This window comes from Enterobacter sp. BWH52 (assembly GCF_001037565.1).
GTDB classification, from domain to species: Bacteria; Pseudomonadota; Gammaproteobacteria; order Enterobacterales; family Enterobacteriaceae; genus Enterobacter; species Enterobacter hormaechei_C.
Map to the genome: position 1 here is coordinate 2190539 of NZ_KQ089854.1, position 22685 is coordinate 2213223.

17 protein-coding genes and 2 pseudogenes are annotated in these 22685 nt (G+C 49.7%); 8 read left to right on the plus strand and 11 right to left on the minus strand.

Annotation, left to right across the window (positions count from 1 at the left end; all coding sequences use genetic code 11):
* From SK47_RS10325 to SK47_RS10340, 4 genes are all read right to left on the minus strand, one after another.
* Positions 1-1248 carry a nucleotidyltransferase domain-containing protein gene (locus SK47_RS10325; protein WP_000064266.1) on the minus strand — a complete coding sequence of 416 codons (1248 nt, stop codon included), beginning with the start codon at positions 1246-1248 and terminating at the stop codon, positions 1-3.
* The gene (locus SK47_RS10330; RefSeq protein WP_000992191.1) at positions 1245-2420 is read right to left on the minus strand and encodes an HNH endonuclease; all 1176 of its coding nucleotides are present in this window, start codon (positions 2418-2420) and stop codon (positions 1245-1247) included. Before SK47_RS10330 ends, SK47_RS10325 begins: the two co-directional genes overlap by 4 nt.
* Positions 2421-2640: 220 nt before the next feature.
* On the minus strand, positions 2641-3519 hold the full coding sequence (locus tag SK47_RS10335; protein WP_000769121.1) for a restriction endonuclease: 879 nt from the start codon (positions 3517-3519) through the stop codon (positions 2641-2643).
* A gap of 402 nt (positions 3520-3921) precedes the next feature.
* The gene (locus tag SK47_RS10340) at positions 3922-4653 is read right to left on the minus strand and encodes an SDR family NAD(P)-dependent oxidoreductase (protein ID WP_001388968.1); all 732 of its coding nucleotides are present in this window, start codon (positions 4651-4653) and stop codon (positions 3922-3924) included.
* A gap of 59 nt (positions 4654-4712) precedes the next feature.
* Between SK47_RS10340 and SK47_RS10350 the strand changes: the two genes are divergently transcribed.
* The 3 genes and pseudogenes from SK47_RS10350 (at position 4713) to SK47_RS10360 (ending at position 7646) form a co-directional block, all read left to right on the plus strand.
* Positions 4713-5880, plus strand: a protein-coding gene (locus SK47_RS10350; RefSeq protein WP_095512926.1) for an IS3 family transposase whose coding sequence is annotated in 2 segments (ribosomal slippage) — positions 4713-4972 and positions 4971-5880 — 1170 coding nt in all. Because the reading frame shifts where the segments join, the coding sequence is not laid out codon by codon here.
* 14 nt (positions 5881-5894) lie between these two features.
* A pseudogene (tnpB, locus tag SK47_RS10355) lies at positions 5895-6059 on the plus strand (IS66 family insertion sequence element accessory protein TnpB); the annotation flags it as partial.
* Positions 6060-6107: 48 nt separating this feature from the next.
* Positions 6108-7646, plus strand: a complete 1539-nt coding sequence (locus SK47_RS10360; RefSeq protein ID WP_000555831.1) for an IS66 family transposase — start codon at positions 6108-6110, stop codon at positions 7644-7646.
* Positions 7647-7810: 164 nt separating this feature from the next.
* Here the strand turns inward: SK47_RS10360 and SK47_RS10365 are convergent, their stop codons facing one another.
* Positions 7811-8542 carry a hypothetical protein gene (locus tag SK47_RS10365; RefSeq protein WP_000417618.1) on the minus strand — a complete coding sequence of 244 codons (732 nt, stop codon included), beginning with the start codon at positions 8540-8542 and terminating at the stop codon, positions 7811-7813.
* A gap of 800 nt (positions 8543-9342) precedes the next feature.
* On the opposite strand from SK47_RS10365, the gene SK47_RS10370 reads away from it, so the two are divergent.
* Together SK47_RS10370 and SK47_RS10375 are read left to right on the plus strand one after the other, a co-directional pair.
* Positions 9343-12456, plus strand: coding sequence for a chromate transporter (locus tag SK47_RS10370; RefSeq protein WP_048244085.1), 3114 nt, complete (start codon positions 9343-9345; stop codon positions 12454-12456).
* Positions 12457-12740: 284 nt separating this feature from the next.
* A complete protein-coding gene (locus tag SK47_RS10375) occupies positions 12741-12995 on the plus strand; it encodes a hypothetical protein (protein ID WP_000876161.1) in 255 nt (84 codons plus the stop codon).
* Between the two features lie 391 nt (positions 12996-13386).
* Here SK47_RS10375 and SK47_RS10380 read toward each other — a convergent pair whose 3' ends face one another.
* Positions 13387-14142, minus strand: coding sequence for a DUF2971 domain-containing protein (locus tag SK47_RS10380; RefSeq protein ID WP_042199392.1), 756 nt, complete (start codon positions 14140-14142; stop codon positions 13387-13389).
* A gap of 263 nt (positions 14143-14405) precedes the next feature.
* On the opposite strand from SK47_RS10380, the pseudogene SK47_RS23700 reads away from it, so the two are divergent.
* Positions 14406-15411: pseudogene (locus SK47_RS23700) on the plus strand (IS3 family transposase).
* 104 nt (positions 15412-15515) lie between these two features.
* A complete protein-coding gene (locus SK47_RS23910) occupies positions 15516-16277 on the plus strand; it encodes a hypothetical protein (protein ID WP_001176973.1) in 762 nt (253 codons plus the stop codon).
* Positions 16278-16794: 517 nt separating this feature from the next.
* On the opposite strand, the gene SK47_RS10400 is transcribed toward SK47_RS23910, so the two are convergent.
* The 4 genes from SK47_RS10400 to SK47_RS10415 form a co-directional block, all read right to left on the minus strand.
* Positions 16795-17835 (minus strand): hypothetical protein, encoded by a 1041-nt coding sequence (locus SK47_RS10400; RefSeq protein WP_000368395.1) that lies wholly within the window; start codon positions 17833-17835, stop codon positions 16795-16797.
* A gap of 577 nt (positions 17836-18412) precedes the next feature.
* The gene (locus SK47_RS10405) at positions 18413-18898 is read right to left on the minus strand and encodes a GNAT family N-acetyltransferase (RefSeq protein ID WP_032609220.1); all 486 of its coding nucleotides are present in this window, start codon (positions 18896-18898) and stop codon (positions 18413-18415) included.
* Positions 18886-19152, minus strand: coding sequence for a type II toxin-antitoxin system TacA family antitoxin (locus SK47_RS10410; RefSeq protein WP_003857131.1), 267 nt, complete (start codon positions 19150-19152; stop codon positions 18886-18888). The genes SK47_RS10405 and SK47_RS10410 overlap by 13 nt, the downstream gene beginning before the upstream one ends.
* 63 nt (positions 19153-19215) lie before the next feature.
* A complete protein-coding gene (locus SK47_RS10415) occupies positions 19216-20145 on the minus strand; it encodes a LysR family transcriptional regulator (protein ID WP_048244089.1) in 930 nt (309 codons plus the stop codon).
* A gap of 129 nt (positions 20146-20274) precedes the next feature.
* On the opposite strand from SK47_RS10415, the gene SK47_RS10420 reads away from it, so the two are divergent.
* Complete coding sequence (locus tag SK47_RS10420; RefSeq protein WP_023314162.1) at positions 20275-21663, plus strand: MFS transporter; 1389 nt, start codon at positions 20275-20277, stop codon at positions 21661-21663.
* A gap of 21 nt (positions 21664-21684) precedes the next feature.
* On the opposite strand, the gene SK47_RS10425 is transcribed toward SK47_RS10420, so the two are convergent.
* The gene (locus SK47_RS10425) at positions 21685-22680 is read right to left on the minus strand and encodes a DUF2891 domain-containing protein (protein WP_048244091.1); all 996 of its coding nucleotides are present in this window, start codon (positions 22678-22680) and stop codon (positions 21685-21687) included.
* Positions 22681-22685: the final 5 nt, after the last annotated feature.

The window sequence follows — 22685 nt, forward strand, 5'->3', positions numbered from 1 at the left end:
TCAGCCGAGTCGCCCGACAGGTGCAACATTTGCTTGAGACTGGGTACTGCTGACTGAACTCCCGAACAGAGACCCCATTGCGACAGAGTTTCGTGTCACACCGTCTTGCCGCCCGGGCATCGTCCAGTTTGCCGGAATGCTCTCGTTAACTTCGCGAACGAATGTCGGACCAATACCGAACTGCTCCTGGACCGCCTTCGCAAAGGTTTCTGTCGACGCGTGGCTGTCGAGCCCCAGCGTCAGCGCCGAACGGGCACTCGCATGCCATTTATTAAAGGCATCAACGTATTTATAACCTTCATCCGGACGATTCCATTTTTCCGCAAAATTCTCGCCGTTATCTTCAGGATTGCAGACGTAATACTCATTACCGTAACGGTGAATATGGTCAGGCATCCTGTTAACGATTGCCAGGATAGCCTGAAGCGGGGTGAAGGCGGTATATACTGACTGCGCGACAACATCCAGATAAGCGTGAGTCGCAAGCGTGGTGATAACTGCCGAAATAGGCCGATATCCTTCATTTTTCGTCCTGATCGCCCATTCATCCCTGTGCCTTTTCATCAATTTAATGCTCGCACGCAGCGGATCATCTTTTTGATATTCTTTATATTCAGGCAGCGGGGCCTGGGTCGCAGAGTCCATTGCTGCATGACTTTTATTAAACTCAACAACATGTTCAAGCATGATGTCCTGCTTTGACGCATCATGCAGCCAGTCTGCATAAGGAATGGGACTGCTTGCCTTCCAGCCGTGCTCCCTGTCGGGTACTTCGAGCATGCCCAGTCCGTCGCTTTGCTCATTGTGATGGCAGGGACGTGCAGGTGTGACATCAATGTGGAAACCCGGATTTTCATCGGCGTAAACAATCCTGACACCGCGACGAAGTCGCTGAATATCCTCCTGAACCCTACTGCCTTCCTGGAAACGACGTTCAATAACCTCTAATACAGTCCGGGCATCGATCCCTCTGGCATGGGGTAACCAGACAATCGCATCTGCATCAATTGTCCCGAGATCTGCTGGCGCCCCAGGCACCGGATTAATCGTTGTCTGAAGACGCATAGAACCCTGGGGAAAAATATGGGCATCCGCCAGCAGGGGATCATCGGCAGCAGAAAGAATTTTTTCCAGCTGAGAGTAGCGAGCATCAATGACGCTGTACTGAGCTGCTGATAACGAAATTTTTCGGGCTGCACGGAGAAGAAAATACTCCCAGCTGCTGTGTTTAGTCTGTTCGTTACTCATGGACGTTGCTCCTCTGTACATCCGATGCTAAGCATGGGGCGAAACTGGTTTGCGTTATTTTTGTCACGGTCAAAGATGATGTAGGGATGCTGATGCTGGGTCGTCAGCAAAGCCCCAAATTCAATGGCCAGCGCAGCAGGCACCGCGGCAAAAACATGAATGGCCTGGGTCGTGGTGGCTTCTAACTGACTGAGCAGCTTCTGCAGCTCATCCCTGAACGCATGGATGACCCTGCGGTTTGTCACCATGGCGTAGCTGGGTTCAGGGACAGTGAATTCTACAATCCGGGCACCCGGCAGTGCGGCGGTAACATCGCCTCGCGGTACCGCTGCGGAAAGAGACAGCACCAGAGCAACTGGCCCCTCACCTTGCGGAAGTTCAGAAGAGATAAACGCCGGCGGCAGGGCATCTGTATCCGGCCAGCGCAATATATGTTCTCTGTTAAATGAATACTGAAAGCGTTTATAGCGGTCGCCAATGGTCTGGCCGAGGAAAAACAACGCCGGAATATCCGCAAGCCCAACCATGGCCAGAGCCGGCTTGTCGCCAAATTGCCCCCCGCGGCGGGCAAGCCCGGCCTCGAGTTTTTCAGTGATTAAATCCTTAATCGCCTGCCAGTAACCCGCATCCCTTCCCCGTGAACTGGGCTCAGGGAACACAACCGTAACCGGATGGCACTGTGCCGTCAGCCCTTCTGCAGACATGGCGGTAAGAAGGGCCTGCGCCGGAATTGCAACCAGTGTCTGATGATGCTGGCTTTGAACGATAACCGGTATGGCGCGTTCCTCCCCGGGCGTGGAAGCCGCCAGGCGAATTCTGGTCAGGCAGGCAGAGTGAAGTCCGCTAAGATCGTCTTCGGGATAATTGTCGCCGTCACGATCAACCCGGTCATGGCATCCCGGACACAGCAGCATAAGATTCTCGCTGTCATTCGTCCGTGCCAATGCCTCTTCTACGCTGTGTGTGGCATTTCCCCTGGGGCCTTTCGGGCTGGCAGGAAGAATATGGGCCACTTCTCCCCATTTCATCGTCGTACCGATACGAAAATCATGTGTCAGATCGGTTCCGCAGAGTTCACAATGACCCGCAGCACGGATCCAGACCAGAGTTCTCACTTCAGGGCTAGTGTTAAAACGCCCACTCGAATCATCCGCCTTTTTTTTCGCATTCACGTAAGGATACTCCTGAAAAGGAAAAGCCATTAGCACGGGAAATACTGAAATAGGTACTGTTCATCTTTTTTTCAATACGCAACCGCGAAAAACATAACTCGCGAAACAAAATACGGAGCGAACCGCCTATAGCGCTGCCAGGTCTTCATTGAGCGATATGCGGACATTACTAACAGCATTCTGTGTGAAACGGGGGAGCGGGTCACCGCTTCCCAACCCGTTATTTCAGCGTGCCGAACTGTTTGTTCTTCAGTGCATATAGTCGGTCGAACTCAGCATAGGGCTCTCCCGTTTCAGCGGCGTGCCGGGTTTTAGCGTCCAGAAGGTCGGGCAAAGGGATCCCATGACTCAGTGAGTGGTAAAGATCATAACCACTGACACAGATAACCCGCTTCCCTTTACCAAAAGCCGTCAGACCTTCAGGCGTAAATCCCATCCAACTGATAAATACGCCGCGTGTCCAGGTTGCCTTGGTACTGAGCTTTCCTTCAAATACATGGAGATCGGCAGCCGACGTTCTTTTCTGATGCCATTTTGCCTCCATCAGGTAAAATTCATCATTCAGTCGGAAACTTCCGTCAATCTGTTCGCCTGTATTTCGGAAAGACGAACGGGGAGCAAGCTTAAAGATACTGAACAGTTCAGCAAGCCAAGCTTCAAACCGAAAACCACGTAGTTGTGGCGGCAGAGATTTCATCTCGTTCATTTCAGCGATAAGTGAAGGCCAGTCAACACCATGCCATGCCTGGACAGGCTTTACGCCTTTGGCTTCATTGGTGTCAGCATTTTCTAAGCGGGAAATCAGTGCAAGATAGTCATTACGGCTTTGTTCAGCCTGTTCAGGCATGGATTCTGTTTTATACTGCCAGAGAGCGCCAAGAACCCGCAGAGCGGTCTCACGATCAGTCTGTTTTAGCAAACATCTAACTCGTTTGGCTTTTGATGTCCCCTCTTCCTGATAACGTTTATCATCAATATCAATGTTCAGTTCTTCATCAAAAAAAGCAGACAAGGTGCGGTTAGAGAAATCCAGTATCCAGCCAGGATCGCTCTCAAACACGAGATTAAACAGCCTCAAATCCTGCATTTTCAGTTTCACGCCTACCCCCTTTTTTTTCACAGTATAACGGGATGAAAGTGGAGGAGGAAATGAGTCAGCACCTGTACACCAGCATTAGCGTGTTCCGCTATTGCACAAAGCGGACGTGCTGTGTAGCCATCAGCTCTGCTGTGAGCATGGGGCGGACTAACTCAATAAGCAGAAGGGCAGCTCAGAGCTGTGAGTTCAATGGGGCGAGCTTTGCTGGTTACCTTGTTCATATATACTGTTTATGAGGATAAGTGCCGCGTGTTCATACTTACACAGCTCAATATCGACTAACGACGGCTTTTATGGGTACTGATGGACACATTATCTTATTGTTAATTTTCTTGAACTAAACAGCCAGTCATAAACTGGCCGGTGTTTCAGTGTAAATCTTTCAATCACGATTGTTTATGCTCACCAGGGTATGGTCTTTCCAAAGCGATCTAAATATTCCAGGCCCGGTTTACCTTGTTTCTGCTCGATTGTTTTAATGATATCCGGAATGGCCTCTTCCAGGCTAAAAGCACCATTACTCCCTCCCATATCTGTACGGATCCAGCCAGGAGCAAGAAGAAGAAAAGCGCGATTTGGATACAGCGTAGACTGTCTGATCGCATAGCTTCTCATAAACTGATTCAGTGCAGCTTTACTGGCGCGATAAACTTCCAGGCCGCCTGTCGTGTTATTAGTAAGACTTGCCTGTCCAGAAGACATTATTCCAACCAGACCTTCAGGAGTGAGCGTGTCCTGAAGCGCTTCCGCGACCTTAATCGGTGAAAGTGCATTTGTAATCATTAGATCTATAAATTCTTCGGCACTGACCTCGCCAACGGTTTCGCCCTGATTTTTGTTTACAATCCCGGCATTAATGAATAAAACTTCAAATTTCTGGCCACTGAGCCTTGAATGTAAGTCATTCAGCTGAGTGTTATCCGTTATATCAAGACGCTCAATCGTAAGCTGTTCAGGGTAACGTACTGAAAGTTCGTGCAGCGCTGTACGCCCATCACCACGCACGGTGGCAGTCACTAACCAGTTTCGCTTCAGCAACTCTTCGGCCATCGCAAGCCCTATTCCTCTGGAGGCCCCTATAAGCAAAATACGAGGAGCACGAGAATTCAAATCTGAGTCAATGTAGTGGCACACTGAATTTGGCCACCTGAACAGAGGTGATATGCTCACCTCAGAACAACACAGATGCTCCAATGAAAAGAAGAAATTTTAGTCCTGAATTCAAACGCGAATCAGCTCAACTGGTTGTCGACCAAAATTACACCGTCTCTGACGCTGCTAAGGCTATGGATGTTGGTCTTTCCACGATGACGAAATGGGTCAAACAACTGCGTGATGAGCGTCAGGGCAAAACACCAAAAGCCTCTCCAATAACGCCGGAACAAATCGAAATACGAGAGCTGAAGAAAAAGCTACAACGTATTGAAATGGAAAACGATATTCTAAAAAAGCTACCGCGCTCTTGATGTCAGACTCCCTGAACAGTTCTCGATAATCGGGAAACTCAGGGCGCGTTATCCTGTGGCCACTCTTTGCCATGTGTTCGGGGTTCATCGCAGCAGCTACAAATACTGGAAAAATCGTCCTGAAAAGCCAGACGGCAGACGAACTGTATTACGCAGTCAGGTACTTGAGCTGCATGGCATCAGTCACGGTTCGGCCGGAGCAAGAAGCATCGCCACAATGGCAACCCAAAGGGGATATCAGATGGGGAGCTGGCTTGCAGGCAGACTCATGAAAGAACTGGGACTGGTCAGTTGCCAGCAGCCGGCTCACCGGTATAGGCGAGGTGGTCATGAGCACGCTGCCATCCCAAATCACCTTGAGCGACAGTTCGCCGTAACAGAGCCAAACCAGGTGTGGTGCGGTGATGTGACCTATATATGGACAGGCAAACGCTGGGCATACCTCGCTGTTGTTCTCGACCTGTTCGCAAGAAAACCAGTGGGCTGGGCAATGTCGTACTCGCCGGATAGCAGACTCACCATGAAAGCGCTTGAAATGGCATGGGAAACTCGCGGTAAGCCCATCGGGGTGATGTTCCACAGCGATCAGGGTAGTCATTATACGAGCAGGCAGTTCCGGCAGTTACTGTGGCGATACCGGATCAGGCAGAGTATGAGCCGGAGAGGAAATTGTTGGGATAATGCCCCGATGGAGCGCTTCTTCAGGAGTCTGAAGAACGAATGGGTGCCGGTGACAGGTTACGTAAGCTTCAGCGATGCAGCCCACGCAATAACGGGCTATATCGTTGGATATTACAGCACACTCAGGCCACACGAATATAACGGTGGGTTATCACCAAACGAATCAGAAAATCGATACTGGAAAAACTCTAACGTGGTGGCCAGTTTTAGTTGACCACTACAACCGGCGATGGACTGTGTCTGCTGACCAAACGGCTGGAGCGCGGCCGCTTCGCCTGGCCGTCAGCCCGGGATGGCAAAGTGTTCCTCACACCGGCACAGCTGGCGATGCTCCTTGAAGGGATCGACTGGCGGCAGCCTAAAAGACTGCTTACGTCACTGACTATGTTGTAGGCCTCTTTATCCTGGTCGACGCTGAATGAGCCTGGTAATATACCCGGTATGCACAGCTTACTTCCTGACGATATCGATGAACTGAAACGTCTCCTTGCCGAACAGGAGGCGCTGAACCGTGCCCTTCTGGAAAAGCTGAACGAGCGTGAACGCGAAATAGATCACCTGCAGGCGCAACTGGATAAGCTGCGCCGAATGAACTTCGGCAGCCGCTCCGAAAAAGTCTCCCGCCGTATCGCGCAGATGGAAGCCGACCTTAAGCAGTTGCAGAAAGAAAGCGATATCCTTACCGGTCGGGTGGATGACCCGGCCGTGCAGCGCCCGCTGCGGCAGACCCGTACCCGCAAACCGTTCCCTGAATCACTTCCCCGTGACGAAAAACGGCTGCTGCCGGCAGCGTCATGCTGCCCGGAATGTGGTGGTGCGCTGAGTTACCTTGGTGAAGATGCCGCCGAACAGCTGGAGCTGATGCGCAGCGCCTTCCGGGTTATCCGGACAGTACGTGAAAAACATGCCTGTACTCAGTGCGATGCCATCGTGCAGGCAGCCGCGCCTTCACGGCCCATCGAGCGGGGTATCGCCGGCCCGGGGCTGCTGGCCCGCGTGCTGACCTCAAAGTATGCAGAGCACACCCCGCTGTACCGCCAGTCTGAAATATACGCCCGCCAGGGTGTGGAGCTGAGCCGTTCACTGCTGTCGGGCTGGGTGGATGCGTGTTGCCGGCTACTGTCACCGCTGGAAGGGGCGCTTCAGGACTATGTGCTGACTGACGGCAAGCTCCATGCTGATGACACGCCTGTCCCGGTGCTGTTGCCAGGTAATAAGAAAACGAAGACCGGGCGGTTGTGGACGTACGTTCGTGACGACCGTAACGCCGGGTCAGAGCTGGCGCCGGCAGTGTGGTTCGCTTACAGCCCGGACAGAAAAGGTATCCACCCGCGGACCCATCTTGCGGGGTTCAGTGGTGTTCTGCAGGCGGATGCGTACGCCGGGTTCAACGAACTGTACCGCAATGGACAGATAACGGAAGCTGCCTGCTGGGCTCATGCCCGCCGCAAGATCCACGATGTGCACGTTCGCACCCCGTCAGCGCTGACGGAGGAAGCCCTGAAACGGATCGGTGAGTTATATGCCATCGAGGCGGAAATAAGGGGGATGCCGGCGAAGCGACGCCTTGCAGAACGTCAGCAAAAAGCTAAACCGCGACTGAAATCCCTGGAAAGCTGGCTGCGTGAAAAGGTGAAAACGCTGTCGCGACACTCAGAACTGGCGAAAGCGTTCACGTACGTACTGAACCAGTGGCCGGCGCTGGCTTACTATACTGACGACGGCTGGGCCGAGGCAGATAACAACATAGCTGAGAATGCGCTACGGATGGTCAGCCTGGGCCGCAAAAACTACCTGTTCTTCGGTTCGGATCATGGAGGAGAGCGGGGAGCGCTGCTGTACAGCCTGCTCGGGACATGCAAACTGAACGGAGTGGAGCCAGAAAGCTACCTCCGTTATGTCCTTGACGTCATTGCTGACTGGCCGATAAACCGGGTCAGCGAACTACTCCCCTGGCGCATCACACTGCCAACTGAATAACCCATCCCCGTCAATACGGTTCTCGCTGGACGCTTACGTATTTCTGAAGTATTAATTTACTTTTATCCACCCATGAAAGAGTTGGTTTTAAACAGACAATGTGCCGCTCCTTGTCTGTTTGCTTACTCGGGCTGCAAACGCAGGCGGTTCACAGCACAAGCAAGTTAACGAACCAGATCAATACTCTTAGCGTATACGAAGCCTTCGGTGGTGGTGATTGGTACGTTGGACGGGCTGCAAAAAACGTCGTGTTTGCCAATGTTATTTTCAGCACGATATGACCAATCGAGGTCCCGGATTACCTTCTTTTCGCATAGCTCTGGGATTTCTCGGCATTTGTCTGCAATAATATTCGTGATGTTGAAAACAAATTTGTACATATCAAATCCGAGTTCGTATACCCTTCCGTCAAGCCTTAGACTAGGCTTTTGACAGAACATCTCGAGGTCTTTCATGAGATTTGCGGTGTAGTCGAAGATCTCAGCGATATTACTCATTTCGCTCTGTACGAATCGCAATTTGGATTTGTAATTTTTGTTTTTTTCGTCAGGTATCGTGTTATCGATAAATGATTTCACGCTTTTTGCAAACACTTCTAGTGGTATTAGAAGGTGTTGCGAATGGCTAACGAGAACATTTTCCTCGATTTTGACATGGAGACGAATTTCGTCGACGTCCCCGACATGATGAAAATAATTTCTGATAAGCCGAAGGACTTTGAATTCTGGAGCAGTTTTAATGCAGCAGTTGAATAGCTCAAGCAGCTTATCAGCCGTAGAGTGGAGGTTATTCAGGTAGGTAAACAGCGTGTTGATGTCCCGCTCTTCAGAATGCCTGATGTCCAACAGCTCGCGCTGGCTGTGAAAATATCGATCAATAAACGTGTACTTCTCCATGTGGCTAGGCTCCACTCCCCGTCTGATTTCATATTTTATATACTGAGGCGCAAGACTATTCGAACTCATGCTCATTCACTCCGCTCTGCGCACAGTCCAGGGCGAGGTAAGCCATGTGCTATCCAGTCTGCGCTTGGACGAGAGAAGTCCATTGTCACCTCAGCTTGATTTAATGCGACCGATGCCGTGCGAGCAAGTTTACGGTCGACGGTCTGGGACGCGAGAGAAGATGATGTGTTCATAGTGTTTCCTCAAGTAGGCAAAGTCCCGACACATAAAAGTGCCATGTAATGGACTTGGAGTCGTCTGACCCCCTTGAGGTTGGGTAGTAACCTTACCCTCTCACCTTATCGCGCCCGCCCGCTTGTGTTAATACACCCTACCACGGTGATGCTAAAACGCATTCTACAACCTTTTGTTACGTTAGGAAAAGGTCCATGAACTGAAGCAAAGTAAGCTGTCAGGATATATTCATAAGAGGCGCATTTCCTATCAGCGTAAAGTGCGTTTTCATCCACGACAGCGATCTCTGGTAAAAATGACTACCATTTACTGAGTATTCTCCCCTGTCAGGATAAAAATCACTATTTCAGTAGATGCAGACCCGCTCCCCTCAGTGTCTCCGACCTTCTTTGTCTCCCTGTCGCGCTGGCGTGCCCGAGAATGGTTATATCGTTGCTCTTCGCATTCCAGCCGAGCCTAAGCAATACACTGAAAATTAATCGTGAATTTCCCCGCGATAAAAAGTGGGTTAACGCTTATTATTTCTGCACTTAGCATATAGGGAATTCAGGATATCTATGTTTGGAAAGCTCCTTAACAGCGTGACCTGGCAGGTCAGAGCTGACCTCCGCCGCAAACTCAAAGCCAACCGGGATCATAAAAATCTCAGCTGGAATCTGGCGGAAAGGCTGCAGGTTTATTGCTCCACGCATTACATTCGGGCCATGCTGATACTCTGGGGAGTGGCAGCCGGCGCGGTGGCGGTGGCTCACTATGCCCGCCCTGTCTTTGATCCGTTTGCCCGTCAACATTTTAAAGGTATTACCGCCTTGCCCGGGTGGATGTCCAGCCTGCTGGGAAGCCAGGTGACCCTCATCGGTATTGTGTTCCCGCTGGTTGTCGGTCTGATCAGTGTTCTTTTTCAGAAAAAATCATCCCGGATTCATATCCAGTCTGCCTATCAGCTGAATTCCGGGTATATGTTTGCAGGATTAAGCGCCCTTTCCCTGGCGGGCTTTATTCTGATGGCGGGGATAGCGTCGTCACTCGGGGATAACTATCTCAATACTGCGATAGCGGTTACCGCCTTTATCTGGATGCTGTTCAATATCTTTCTGTCCATCTGGTTCTTTGTCACCAGTCTCAATGTCCTAGATGATGACAAACGGGACCGTCTGATGAAAAAATACTATCAATCACAGATGGTGAGCCAGTATATACAGCAATCCATGATAAGATCCTGGTTGCAGTATCCGGGTCATTATATTGGCAACCAGTATCTGAAAACGATAAAAATACTGCCCTACGCAGACGCCATGAACGACGGGATGAACACGCTTACCTGCCCCGTTAAGAAAAATGAAATCGTAAAGGATATTTACCTGAGGCCACTACTTTTCCTTCTGAGACGATTACGGCCCGTTTCGGATCAGGAGGCTGAGATTGTGATTCTACCTTCGTCCGGCAGAGAAAACGGCAACTTAACCCTTTTGTCGGCAAAAGGAGTCATTACCTCCCAGCTGTGGAACTGGCTGTACAGACGTTGTATTCCGACGGGCATACCTCGGCAAAAGAAAGATTATGATGACATCCCCTATGATTTTTTTGGTGAGGCCTATGATGCCCTGAATGATAAAAACATTGGCATTTTTAAAATGGCTGTAAAAAGACTTACGGGAACCTACACGTCTGTCAAAAGGAGCTTTTGTTATGCTGACGGTAATTTTCTGGACGAACAGGACGCCTCAGGCCTGAGCTATTCTTTAAGCCAGTCGTTTCATTTTGAGTTAAGGCAGTTTATAAGGGAAACGGTAAAATCAACTGAGACGACGGGTGCCTACTTCAGTGAAGCGATGTATGTCCCCTTACACGTCTACAGGGAATCTGACAGCACCAGTTTCACGGATTTCAGACAGTTTATACAGTCGCTCTTTAGCGTATGGCACACCCTTACTGAATGGAAAGCAGGAAACGGCGGTACCCTATCCGTCAGCCAGGAGCAGACACACCAGGATCTGATCCGCAGTTTCATCAGTCTGTGGGAAGGCTGGAGTATGGGGGACGTCATCGGTAAACCTGACGCCGGGGATTATGCCAGCCGCCTTTTATTCCATCTGCACTACACCGTAAGACTAATTATTCCTCCGGTAGTGGCCGACAATGTGTCGTCTGCAAGACATGCGCATGATGTGCTGTGTCTATGGAATGAGAAAAGTCGCTTCTCCCGGTACTGGGAGGAAGAATTTCGATGGCACAGCTTCTTCCTCAATCCTGATTATATTAATCTGGAACCTTCGGGCCCGCAATGGACCACGATGCTCAGGGGCGGTACGTATAATGAAAAGGCAGCATCAGCCATCATTTTCAGTAATGCCTTATGCGATATGCGGCTGTTGATATCAGGGTATATCGTTGCCAACCTAGAGCCCCAGGGGAATATTGATCTCGCTGACCTGGTTAACCGTCTGGGATTGTCGTCATTATTTGAAGAAAGGGATGACAATGACGCCGCCACGCCCGCTTTCAAAACGGCCACGGATATTATCGATATAATCCTGAGAATCGAACATTACCGGCCGCAGAACCATGACAACTGGTATGGTGCCCTGTCAGAGACCATTGAAGCCCTGACCTCGTTTAATGAGAGACCGTTAATATCCGGCAGAGTCTATTCAGGGATAAAGGATGATCTGGATTCTCTTTATGGTGCGTTTGCGCTCCTGGCCATCCGGCTCGCCAGAACGTCAGAGCCTGTAACCGAACGCGTTTCGGAGGCACTGGCCGGGGGCCTGTTTTCTTATTTTCGTAAAGAGCAGATCATTCATACACTCGAAAGACTCAAACGAGACCCGTTTGTCCCTTATCAGGGGTATATGCTGTCGGCCGCCGAATATGCCGGACAGGTTCCCTTTTTCAATGGCATATTGGACCGGTATATTGAGGCGTTTAGCCGCAGCAGGACAGCTGATATCCTGGCAGCAGAAGTGGATACGGAACGACTGAGAAAGACCGATATTCGTCTGACGGCAGAGTTGCCAGGGGCGTTGTCAGAAGACCCTCTCCTTGCACGCTTCAACTTCACTGCGGACCCGGATTTCCGGCATGACTGGCAAATGAGGTGCTATTCGGCAGGAGTGCCCAGAGAATATGTGGCCCGCCATCTGAACACGAATTTCTACGGCGATTTTCCTGCCACGGCAGACCTGAAGGGAAGCATGCTTCACCGGCTGCATTTTATGCTGGGTAAATTACCCTCCACCCTTAATACACCGGTAAGCAACCTGCCGGATCTGCTGCAGGCTGTCCGGCAGCACACAGCAGATCAGCGCGATTCTGTGCTCATTATTTATGGTTCCCGGTTCAGTGACGAATTACGGGAGCTGAGTTACCAGCCGGACAGGCATGCTGCGCTAAATCTACAGATTGATACCCCTGTCCGGGGTGTCCACGGACTGCCCGTCAGGATCAATAACTGTCTCATTTATCAGGTTCGCCATGCCCTGCAGAATTATTCCCTGCTGGTCAACAGGGAAACCTTTGGTGAACTGAAGCTGTTCCGGTATCCGGATGGCACGCTTTTCAATACCTTCTATCGCAGTAGCGCCGATCCGCTTGAGGGGGAGCTTAGAACGGTGTGGGAATTTGACATGCAGGTAAAAGGCCCCTTGGCCGGCCGGTTCGACCACCTTTGATTTCATCCTTCCGGCGACGCAGACAGGGCGTCGCCTTTTTATGCTTATATGCTAATAATGAAAGTATTTACTTTAAATATTTGCAATAATCTCTTATTCACAATAGTTTTGATTCATTAGTGCTTTATCTGTACTAACTTTCTCTCCTCCTCCGCTAAGATCCGAAAAATGCCAGATCCAGAAGTGAAGTAACGCAGCGACTGAAAATATTTCTCTCCTGCGTTCCCGACATCCTTGTGGTGCCTGGACATAATTGGTGGAGCCGCAAATGATGAGGAAAAGACATGAAATACCTGCATACCCGTACTGCCGATGAGGTGCTTAATACAATTAAAGCGTACCGTGATTATCTCCACGAGCATACGTTACGAAAGCCACACTGGCCGCTGCTGGACAGGCTTATTTCCCGTGAAACAGAAATGATGCAGGTATGGGAAAACATTGCGCAGCAACGGCTTTGCTGGAAGAAGTGCTACACGTTGCTGGAGCAGATTTTTTTGCGAGGGCTTATGGCACTAGGGATCATAGCAGTCGGTTGAAGGCTGACTACCGCAGGCTGACTAAACTAAATGAGAAAATCGCTGCGCAGGCGGCGGCGTTGTCTGCGCTACTGACAGAGCAGGACCAGATACTCAATCGTAACGCCTTTTCGCTGGAGCGCACAACACACAACACACATTGTCGATCTTATTGAGGCGGCTTAAGAGCTGAACGGGCACTATCGTTCGTATTTGCGTTATCCTCTCGACGCCTTGCGCACTAAATATGACGGCAAATACCGGCCATCTCTAGAACAGCTCCTTAATGTCGCAGCTATGGAAATTTTGGACGGAGACCTGATGATCGGATTATTCGGCGAGTTAAATTACTAATAATCTGGGTTAGAATGTATTAGGCGGGGGTTTCTACCCGCCTGATTTTACTTACGGACTATGTGTCACCTTGGAAATAATGGCCTTCTTTTACACGAATTCGTATTAATCTATATGAATTACGATCTAATGCCATTTTGTAGACATCTATTCCTTTGTCTATTTGCTTACTGGCGTAATCTTGAAGTTTAACTGAAGCCCTGCAACCTAAAGTAATTTCTTTGATAAGAGACTTATCAAATTGTTTAACACCAGAACCCTCAGTAATTACCCTGTACTCATTTTCATAAGCCCACGGTTTACCCTTATGAAGATATGTGGCGTTTAAATAGTCTTTCGGAGAATCAGTGTAATAGTTATAATGGGGATATGAATCAACATAGAGAACATCGCCCTCAATCCCACGATCTTCAATACTATGAGAGAAAGCATCATCAAAGCCTATACAGAATCCGGTATGCGAACTAGCGTAATGTGACCACATCAAATAGTTATCATAGTCACGCGTAAGGCACACAATACCTTTTGTCGTCAAAGTATGCTCTCGCATACTATTCTCAATACCCCACCTGGAGTTTTCATCAAATGATTTGTACCATGCCCAAAATTCTTGTTCTGTTCTATCTGGACGGGCCTGATGAAATCGTTTTTTGATCACCTCAAATTCGGCATTGAAGTCAAAAATTAGCTTTAGCTCGGCTGGATCATTAAATCCTAAGGCTCTGCTGGCATATACTGTACCTTTCTCAACAAAAGCATCTAAATACTCGATGACTTTATTGTCGTCAACATTCCCTACATATTTGTACAACATGGTCTGAAATCACTCCACTTAAAATGCACCTTCCAGCGTCTAGTAAGTTCAACCTTTCTTAATCAGCTCGCGCTTGATTTCATCGTAGACTATGCCTGATTCCAACCTTCATCAAGTAAAGAGCTGGAAATGGCGTGACAAGATGTTAACTAACCTCATGAATTGAACTAAATCGCCACGGTTTTAACAGACACCTCAGAGTCATTTAAGATGGCTTAAAGAGAGGTGCCCATGAGCGGTAGCGTTATCCCGAAGAGTTTAAAATTGAAGTAGTCAAGCAGGTTATTGATCGTGGTAATTCTGTTTCCAGCGTTGCAACACGTCTCGATATCACCCCCCACAGCCTTTATGCCTGGATAAAGAAGTACGGTCCAGATTCTTCCACTCATAAAGAACAGTCAGATGCTCAGACCGAGGTCCGCCGTCTCCAGAAAGAGCTGAAGCGAGTTACCGACGAACGGGACATATTAAAAAAAGCCGCGGCGTACTTCGCAAAGCTGTCCGACTGAGGTACGCCTTTATCCGTGACAACAGCTGTTGCTGGCCTGTTCGCCTGCTCTGTCGGGGGCTGGATGTTCATCCCAGTGGCTTTTACGCCTGGCTTCAGCAGCCGCATTCGCAACGCCATCAGGCAGACCTAAGACTACAGGGCAGATTAAACAGTTCTGGCTGGAATCGGGATGCGTATATGGAGATCGAAAGATCCATCTGGATCTACGGGACAGTGGGCAAAAGTGCGGAGTGAACAGAGTCTGACGACAGTTCAATCCGGATGAGCGTTGAGTAACAGACATAACCTACATCAGGACCTACGAAGGCTGGCTGTATCTTGCCGTGGTTGTCGATCTGTTCTAACGCAAAATTATCGGCTGGTCAATGCAATCCCGGATGACAAAGGACATTGTCCTGAACGCACTACTGATGGCTGTCTGGCGGCGTAATCCCCAAAAACAGGTGCTGGTTCACTCGGATCAGGGCAGTCAGTACACAAGCCATGAGTGGCAGTCGTTCCTGAAATCACACGGCCTGGAGAGCAGCATGAGCCGTCGCGGTAACTGCCACGATAATGCGGTTGCAGACAGCTTTTTCCAGTTGTTGAAACGCGAGCGGATAAAGAAAAAGTTCTATGGAACGCGGGAAGAAGCCCGTAGCGATATTTTTGATTACATCGAAATGTGTTATAACAGTAAGCGTCGGCATGGTTCGAGTGATCAGATGTCACCGACAGAATATGTAAACCAATATTATCAACGGCTCAGAAGTGTCTAGATTATCCGTGGCGATTCACATCAATGTTCTCGCGGAGGTAAAATACTGGCTTTATTGCTCATGCCGATAATGGCTAGTTACATTACATACATGGAACGTCAGCTATGCAATTACAAGTTTTAAATCCTTTCTGCACTCCATGCCCGGCTAAAATGCCCGATGGTTTTCTACCGGAACGCTACAGAATTGCAGAGGCTCCGCCAGAGGCAGATAGAGTTAACCGCTTGTATCCTGGTTTATATGAGGATGACCAATATGGATTCATTGATGCCCCCTGCAAAGCAGGAGCGCTTACCGCATTTGCGCATTCTCCTGGGCTAACCAGACATGTTAGCGATTACTTCAGGAGCAATCCCATATTCGAGAACTGGCGACATCTTATGCCTGAGCCAACGCCTGCTGCACTTGAGCGGTATCAGGAAACTTATAATGTGCTGAATCTTAGTAACGTTGACACTCTCATTAAACAATATGGTGCAATCCCTCCTGAAGGACAGGTACTTTTCCACGGCGGGCAATTTGCTGATCTGCCTTGGCAATACACCTCTCAAAGACCGCTAGCTACATCATTCTGTCCGGGAGCTGCAATTGCAAATGGATGGCACTTGGGTAAAGCCTTTGAGGCAGGTTACATTGATCTAGTAATGCTGACCGTTACACAGCCCAAATCTAGGGCTTATTTCTTCTCGCACGAAGATAACGAAGAGGGATTTTCAAGGAAAGGCCATGAACGGGAGGTTTTGTTTGAAACAGGTGCAGAAATCACGATTAGCGAACGTATTCTAATTCGCGAGGATTTCCCTGTGGGCATGGGATGGCAATCAAAAATAGTTCCTAGCTATTTGCTTATCGCAACGATTTCGTGAACTGACTCACTACGGTGAAGCAGATAATTTTCCCATACCCGACCGGTGCGCAATTATGCACGCTGCTGTCAGCGCGGCGAAACACCCCCGCGGCTCTCTCATCGTTCTGACATAGAGGATATTCAAAAGGTTACACTCTATCTCAGAATCACCAGCAAAATTAATGATGGAAAATATGGACGAAGAGCATTGCATTTGTGCCAACTGCGTACATGATAAATATATTCGAAAGCTGATTTCCACTAAAGGGAATACATTGTGTTTTCTGAAATCCCTCCCGTTTCTTGCGTTGGGTTCAGAGTACACTTACTGAATAACCAAATAGAATATTAGGTTATTTACACTGACATTCTGAGTTATTGCTTTTTTTGCCAGTTTGCTAACGCAAACACCCGCACTCCAGCGTAGTATGTTCGCGGGGAAGGATATGCGGGGATTACCAACTCGAAGAAAATCAACCCTCTATATAGTTATAATTACACCATGCTGTGAATGGCGTAACATTCTGGTTGCATTACTATATATCTGGTATCAACTTGCAGTCAAGAGCATTGCTTATTTCTCGAAGTAACGATCCTGAGACTGAAAAAAGGCTATGTGCATTGACCGATATAGAATCCACGCTCCTTGACATCAGAACTCCATCCAATTGAAAATAAAGACATGAATTCGATTCATAACCATTCGCCCGGTCAACATTGATAATGGGTAAACCAATTTCCATCTCCAGACTAGAGATTACTCCTCTGTTTTCATAACAATGCTTCAATCCCTCTTTCAGAGTATCAAAATCAATCTCAGCGAAAGTTCGTATAATGCCAGCTTTTAATAAATGATATTCATTTTGATGTATAGTATAAAACGCATAAGCATAGTCACCATCTTTAAGCCTCTGTGTCTCATACTTAACTAATGGATATCTATTGTGTTTCAAGTAGTTGTTAAGTTCCAAATAAATATTATACTTATGACCGGAACCTGTTCTATTGCAGTAAAGGAAATGTGTAAGGCGGTAATATTCCAGAACAGCTTCGTTGGGAAGAATGTCAATCTTCCCATTTTCTTTCGTCAATTCTGAGAATGCAGGATCTTCAGTCTTAAGCACTCTCCATTTAACTAGTTCTTGTTTAAAAACACCACCCCACATAAAATAAAACTCATTCCATATGTCGTTTTCAGGCTCAAACTTCTCCTCAAGAATTGGTTTTAAATGTTGTAGATATTTACTCCATGACTCTTTCTTTGCAATTAACTCGTTAGTGATTTTCTTGTATTGAACACTATTAATAACATCTAAAGGGGCATTCATCTTAATCGCAATAGCGATATAATAATAATCTATCAATGACGCATATGCATTTAACAATGAATCTGCATTCACTTGAGCTTTAAAAAAAACATCATTATCGACTGGATTAACGTTATTGTTGCCAGACTTTAAAAAAAGATTAATAGCATCTATAAGTGAAGCATTGAAACCATTAGCAAGATATGTTATTTTGTGAGCTTGATACTTGATATTTCCAATTGCTTCCTGATACATATATTCGTTATCCATGAGTTATCCCTTTTGAAAATTAAGCCTACCTATCAGAATTATTTTTAACCCTATCAGAGCAAAATAGTAAGGGTTATAACACCTTGTAAGACTTACAAACTGCACCAACATACCATTAGTGCTCGCTTCACGCCGCTCATCCAACATAGATCTTAATAGCCCTCTTACCAGACTATAAACCAAGCCAGCCTTGACAACGCTACCGCCCTCAGAGATATCAGTTCTGATTAAGTAATGATGCATCTATATATTACCGAAATTCATGGATTGCTCAAGAATGCAATCAGATAAACCCTAAGAACTTATAAATCTGGTTATGCGATTACGGAGGGAAATAGTTCATGAACTAGAGTAAAATAAGTTGACAGGAAATGCCCATAAGAAGCGGACTCTCTGTTAGTTCATGAAGTTACCTGGAAGTTAGTTGGTATCTAAATTAGAAATATTCATTTAAAACAACTAAATGTGGCGCATTTGCCTTATGAACTGAATTCTTACACAACATAAGTTAAATGATATATTATGAATCCTATCACTCATCAGATAAGCCCATCGCATCCCACCCTTTCCTTTGCCTCTACTGAGGAAGCCGGAGAAACAGTGTCCGTTCCTGAGTCTGCGATGCTTTAAAACCATGGTGGATATAAAACGCTTTGGCTTCCTCAGTGAGTGCATGAACCATGATCGCCCGCACCCCAATATTCTCAGCTACCCGATAACAGCGTAAAACCGCATCGTGGAGTAAATCGGCTCCCAACCCGTTTCCGCGTAACGAGACATCAACAGCCAGACGGGCAAGTATAATCACGGGAATGGGATCCGGCATGTTACGCCGCAGATTACCTGTCGCTTGCGTATGGTTAACGCTGCCGGTAGCCAGTGAGTAAAATCCCGCGACCTGCTTCGTGCCCGTTTTACAAATGACAAACGTTCGGGCTGCGCCGAGCGCCTGGTTTTTCAGACCTCTTTGTTTTAGCCATTCGTCAAGCACGGCCTCTCCGCTGACGAACTCCGCCAGTTGATGGACGCTGGATAAGGGCTCTGGCGCTGTTACACGTCCCACTGCGGTTTCCTTGCCAGCAGTTTTTCTATGGCAGGATCGTCCGCGACCGGGGCATCGAGCATGTCAATGAACTCTGCGTACTGTTCATCGTTAAAATTGAATACACGTCGATCGAGGATCACATTCTCGGCTGCCTGACAGGCCATCTCCAGAATGAAGTCTGTACGTGATTTATGGAGGATCTCTGCGGCGGCATCGATAAGCGCCCGCTGGGATTCTTTGGCTCTGAGATTGAGTTGAACATCTGATTTCATGGGTATACCTCTTGTATAGCAATTGCTTTACAAGCATAACATAAGCGGCGTGTATAGCAATCGCTATACAGCGCTCTTTATCATGTCTGACCTCTCCACACCGCATATCGCAAGAATTTGCTCTCTCAACCAGCGGTGACCAGGATCGCGTTCCATTCTTGGGTGCCACATCTGTGAAACCGTAATACGACGGCTTTTGAACGGCAGCTCGAAAACGTGTAACTGCTCCGTTACCTGCTGATTGAGTAAATAGAGCGCGGGTATCATGGCAATAAGATCTGATGCCAGCGCCACGGACAGCGCCGTCGGAAATCCCGGAACGACGCTGGCGATTTTACGTTTTGTCCCCAGTTCGGCCAGCGCATCGTCAACGGAACCGTGCAACGCGCCCTCAGGTGACGCTACCACATGGCCCCAGGCGACATAATCCTTCACCCCTATTTCTGCCTGATTAGCCAGCGGATGCCCCTTACGCACGACGCCCACAAACCGATCCTCAAACAGTCGTTGCAGCCGTATTTCAGGCCCCATATTGCTCTGGACGCCAATCTCCAGATCAACCAGCCCTTCCCGAAGATAGCGCGACGTTTTTTCCGGCTTCGGCGCGAAGCGTATACAGACGTCCGGCGCGGCGTCGGCCACAGCCGCTATAAGCGCAGGCCCAAACGCCACCACAAAACCATCATTTGCCCTGATGGTAAAAAGACGCGCCAGACTTCGCGCGCTGAACGTTTCAGTTGAGGGCTGCAATACCGCCCTGGCCTCGTGCACTGCACGCCTGGCGCGATCCCGGGTCGCTTCGGCCCACGGGGTCAGTACCATGTTACGTCCGGCGCGCACCAGGATCGGGTCGCCTGTAACGTCGCGTAACCTGCTTAATGTCCGGCTCATGGCCGAGGTGCTGAGGTTCAGACGGCGTGCCGCACCTGCGACACTCGCTTCGCTCAGCAATATGTCGAGTGCAATCAGTAAATTAAAAACAGGATCGGTCATAGCGCTCATTCCTGTACATTCAGATAAGGCGTTTCATGCAACGATAAAGTGCAAATGGTGCGCCTTCCGCCCTGTAAAAGCCATCTTTATAGTTTTGTCATCCATACACTCTTCTCAGAGGACAACCTGATGACGCTCTTTTCCAGTCAACCCGGCGACGAAGGACTGCCTGGCCCGGCGCGCGCACGGGTGATGGCCGCAATTATGACCACCACCTTAATGGGCGTGTTTGATGGCACCATGATCAACATTGCCCTGCCCTCCATGGCTCAGGAGATGCAGGTACCTGCCAGTATTGCCGTCTGGTTTGCCAACGGGTATCTGCTGGCGGCCGCGATGTCGCTGGCGATATTCGCGGCGCTTGCGGCCCGCCTGGGTTATCGCCCCGTTTTTCTGGCAGGTCTGACAACCTTTACCCTGACATCGCTGGGTTGCGCGCTGGCGAAGACGCCCGAAGTGCTCATCGGTATGCGCGTGCTTCAGGGGATCGGCGGCGCGGCGACGCTGAGTATTGCCCCCGCAATCCTGCGATCCGTATTTCCCGGGCGATTACTTGGCCGCATTCTGGGGTTACACGCTCTGCTCATCGCCTCCAGCTCCGCTATCGGGCCGGTATTGGGTGGGACGATCCTTCACACCCTGAGCTGGCAATGGCTGTTTGCGATAAACGTGGTTCCCGGCACCCTCGCCTTACTGCTGGCGGTCAAAGCGCTGCCGCGGGATGCGGTTCGAAAGCAAGCGCCCTTCGACACCCCGGGCGCCATATTGTCGGCGCTGCTGCTGGGGTCGACGATCATGGCGGCGAACAGCCTCCAGGAGGCTACTTATCACCCCGGCAGTCTTTGCTGGACGGTGCTCGCTGCGCTGAGCGGCATGGCGTTTATCTGGCAGATCCGCCGCACGGATAACCCCTTGCTGCCGCCGACGATGTTTAAAAATGAACGTTTTACCCTCGCGGCCTTCACGTCAATGATTGCTTTTGTCAGCCAGGGGATCACTTTTATTGCACTGCCTTTCCTGTTTCAGAGCGAATACGGCTACAGTCCGGTGTTGTCTGCCCTGCTGTTTACGCCGTGGCCGCTAGGGATCGTACTGATTGCGCCGCATGCAGGCCGGTGGGCGGACACGATTTCAGCCCCGGCGATATCCACCCTGGGGCTGGTGATTTTTGTCGTGGGTTTGATCCTTCTTGCGACATTACCCGACCGCCCTACAATGTGGGATATCTGCCTGCGGAGTCTGGTATGCGGCATGGGGTTTGGCTGCTTTCAGAGTCCCAATAACCGGGAAATGCTCTCCAACGTTATTCGTGAGCATGCGAGCTATGCATCCGGTGTTTTATCCATTATGCGCACGTTCGGGCAGTGTCTGGGCGCCGCCGCCGTGGCCGTTCTGCTGGCCGCAGATGAAAGGTCAATTCATGTTGCACTGTGGGTCGCCGCCGCGGCTTCTGCGGTAGCGGTCGTCGTCAGCGCGAGTCGGTTGCGTAAAATCACTCATCCTGCGGAAACAGGATGAGCACGAAAATATAACTAAGCGCTACTCCAGCGCCAGCAGCGCAAAACTCGCCAGCCAGTGCCCGCCGCTGTAGTGACTGCCGACAACATGCTCCACGCTTGCCGAGAGATGGCGCGCAACGGCATCGTGTAATGGCTTCCGGGCGTGATGATTTTCCGGCAGAGCACGGGCAATGTGCTTCATACACCAGGCGCGGCTGAGGTTGAGACCGTCCAGATGCGCGATTTTCGGGTCGGTGCGGTCGCTCACCTCGGCCGGGTTCATGAGCGCAGAAACGGCGCCCACTTCAGGCAGAAACGCATCGAACCAGGTCGGGAAATCCCCCACCACCTTACTCATCAGCAGGGCCTCGGTCAGCGCTCCGGAGATATACTCGTCGCCACCCGGCTCATAATGCGCAGGATATTGCGTGTCCGCGAGGTAAAACCGCGTTGCCGCGTCCAGGATGGCGCGCTCAAGCGTGTCATCGTTCACCGCCCGGGCATAATCCAGCCCCAGCGCGAGCGCAAACGCCGTGTTGTAGTGCGTCCCGACGCGGATCGGATAGGTAAGCTTGCTGAGGTAATCCACCAGCCGCTGGCGAATATCCAGCGTTAACGGTTGCAGCGTCTGGTACCAGCGCTCCGCCTGCGGCAGTGACGATTGCTTCAGCTCCTGCGCCAGCGCCAGCAGCCAGCCGTAGCCATAAGGCCGCTCAAACGACGCGCGGAACGGCGCGGTACAATAGGCCAACTCCTTCGCCACCTTCTCGTCGGTCAGGTGTTCTTCGAACAGAGTGATGATCTCTTCCCGGCACGGCAGTTCGGGCCAGAGACGCAGGCAGCGCAGCAGCAGCCAGTAGCCGTGCACCGCAGAGTGCCAGTCAAAACAGCCGTAAAAGATCGGGTGCAGCTCGCGAGGCGGCAGAACGTCGCCGTCATCGTTGAGCAGATGCATAATGTGGTTCGGGTATTCCTGACGTAAATAGGTCAACGGCATTCTGGCGAAGGCGTCAGCCTGATGTTGCGTTAATTCCATTGCAG

Coding starts and splice junctions, on each gene's coding strand:
- SK47_RS10325 (WP_000064266.1), bottom strand. CDS start 1,248: ATGAGTAACGAACAGACTAAACACAGCAGCTGGGAGTATTTTCTTCTC.
- SK47_RS10360 (WP_000555831.1), top strand. CDS start 6,108: ATGCACAGCTTACTTCCTGACGATATCGATGAACTGAAACGTCTCCTT.
- SK47_RS10365 (WP_000417618.1), bottom strand. CDS start 8,542: ATGGAGAAGTACACGTTTATTGATCGATATTTTCACAGCCAGCGCGAG.
- SK47_RS10370 (WP_048244085.1), top strand. CDS start 9,343: ATGTTTGGAAAGCTCCTTAACAGCGTGACCTGGCAGGTCAGAGCTGAC.
- SK47_RS10375 (WP_000876161.1), top strand. CDS start 12,741: ATGAAATACCTGCATACCCGTACTGCCGATGAGGTGCTTAATACAATT.
- SK47_RS10380 (WP_042199392.1), bottom strand. CDS start 14,142: ATGTTGTACAAATATGTAGGGAATGTTGACGACAATAAAGTCATCGAG.
- SK47_RS23910 (WP_001176973.1), top strand. CDS start 15,516: ATGCAATTACAAGTTTTAAATCCTTTCTGCACTCCATGCCCGGCTAAA.
- SK47_RS10400 (WP_000368395.1), bottom strand. CDS start 17,835: ATGGATAACGAATATATGTATCAGGAAGCAATTGGAAATATCAAGTAT.
- SK47_RS10410 (WP_003857131.1), bottom strand. CDS start 19,152: ATGAAATCAGATGTTCAACTCAATCTCAGAGCCAAAGAATCCCAGCGG.
- SK47_RS10415 (WP_048244089.1), bottom strand. CDS start 20,145: ATGACCGATCCTGTTTTTAATTTACTGATTGCACTCGACATATTGCTG.
- SK47_RS10420 (WP_023314162.1), top strand. CDS start 20,275: ATGACGCTCTTTTCCAGTCAACCCGGCGACGAAGGACTGCCTGGCCCG.
- SK47_RS10425 (WP_048244091.1), bottom strand. CDS start 22,680: ATGGAATTAACGCAACATCAGGCTGACGCCTTCGCCAGAATGCCGTTG.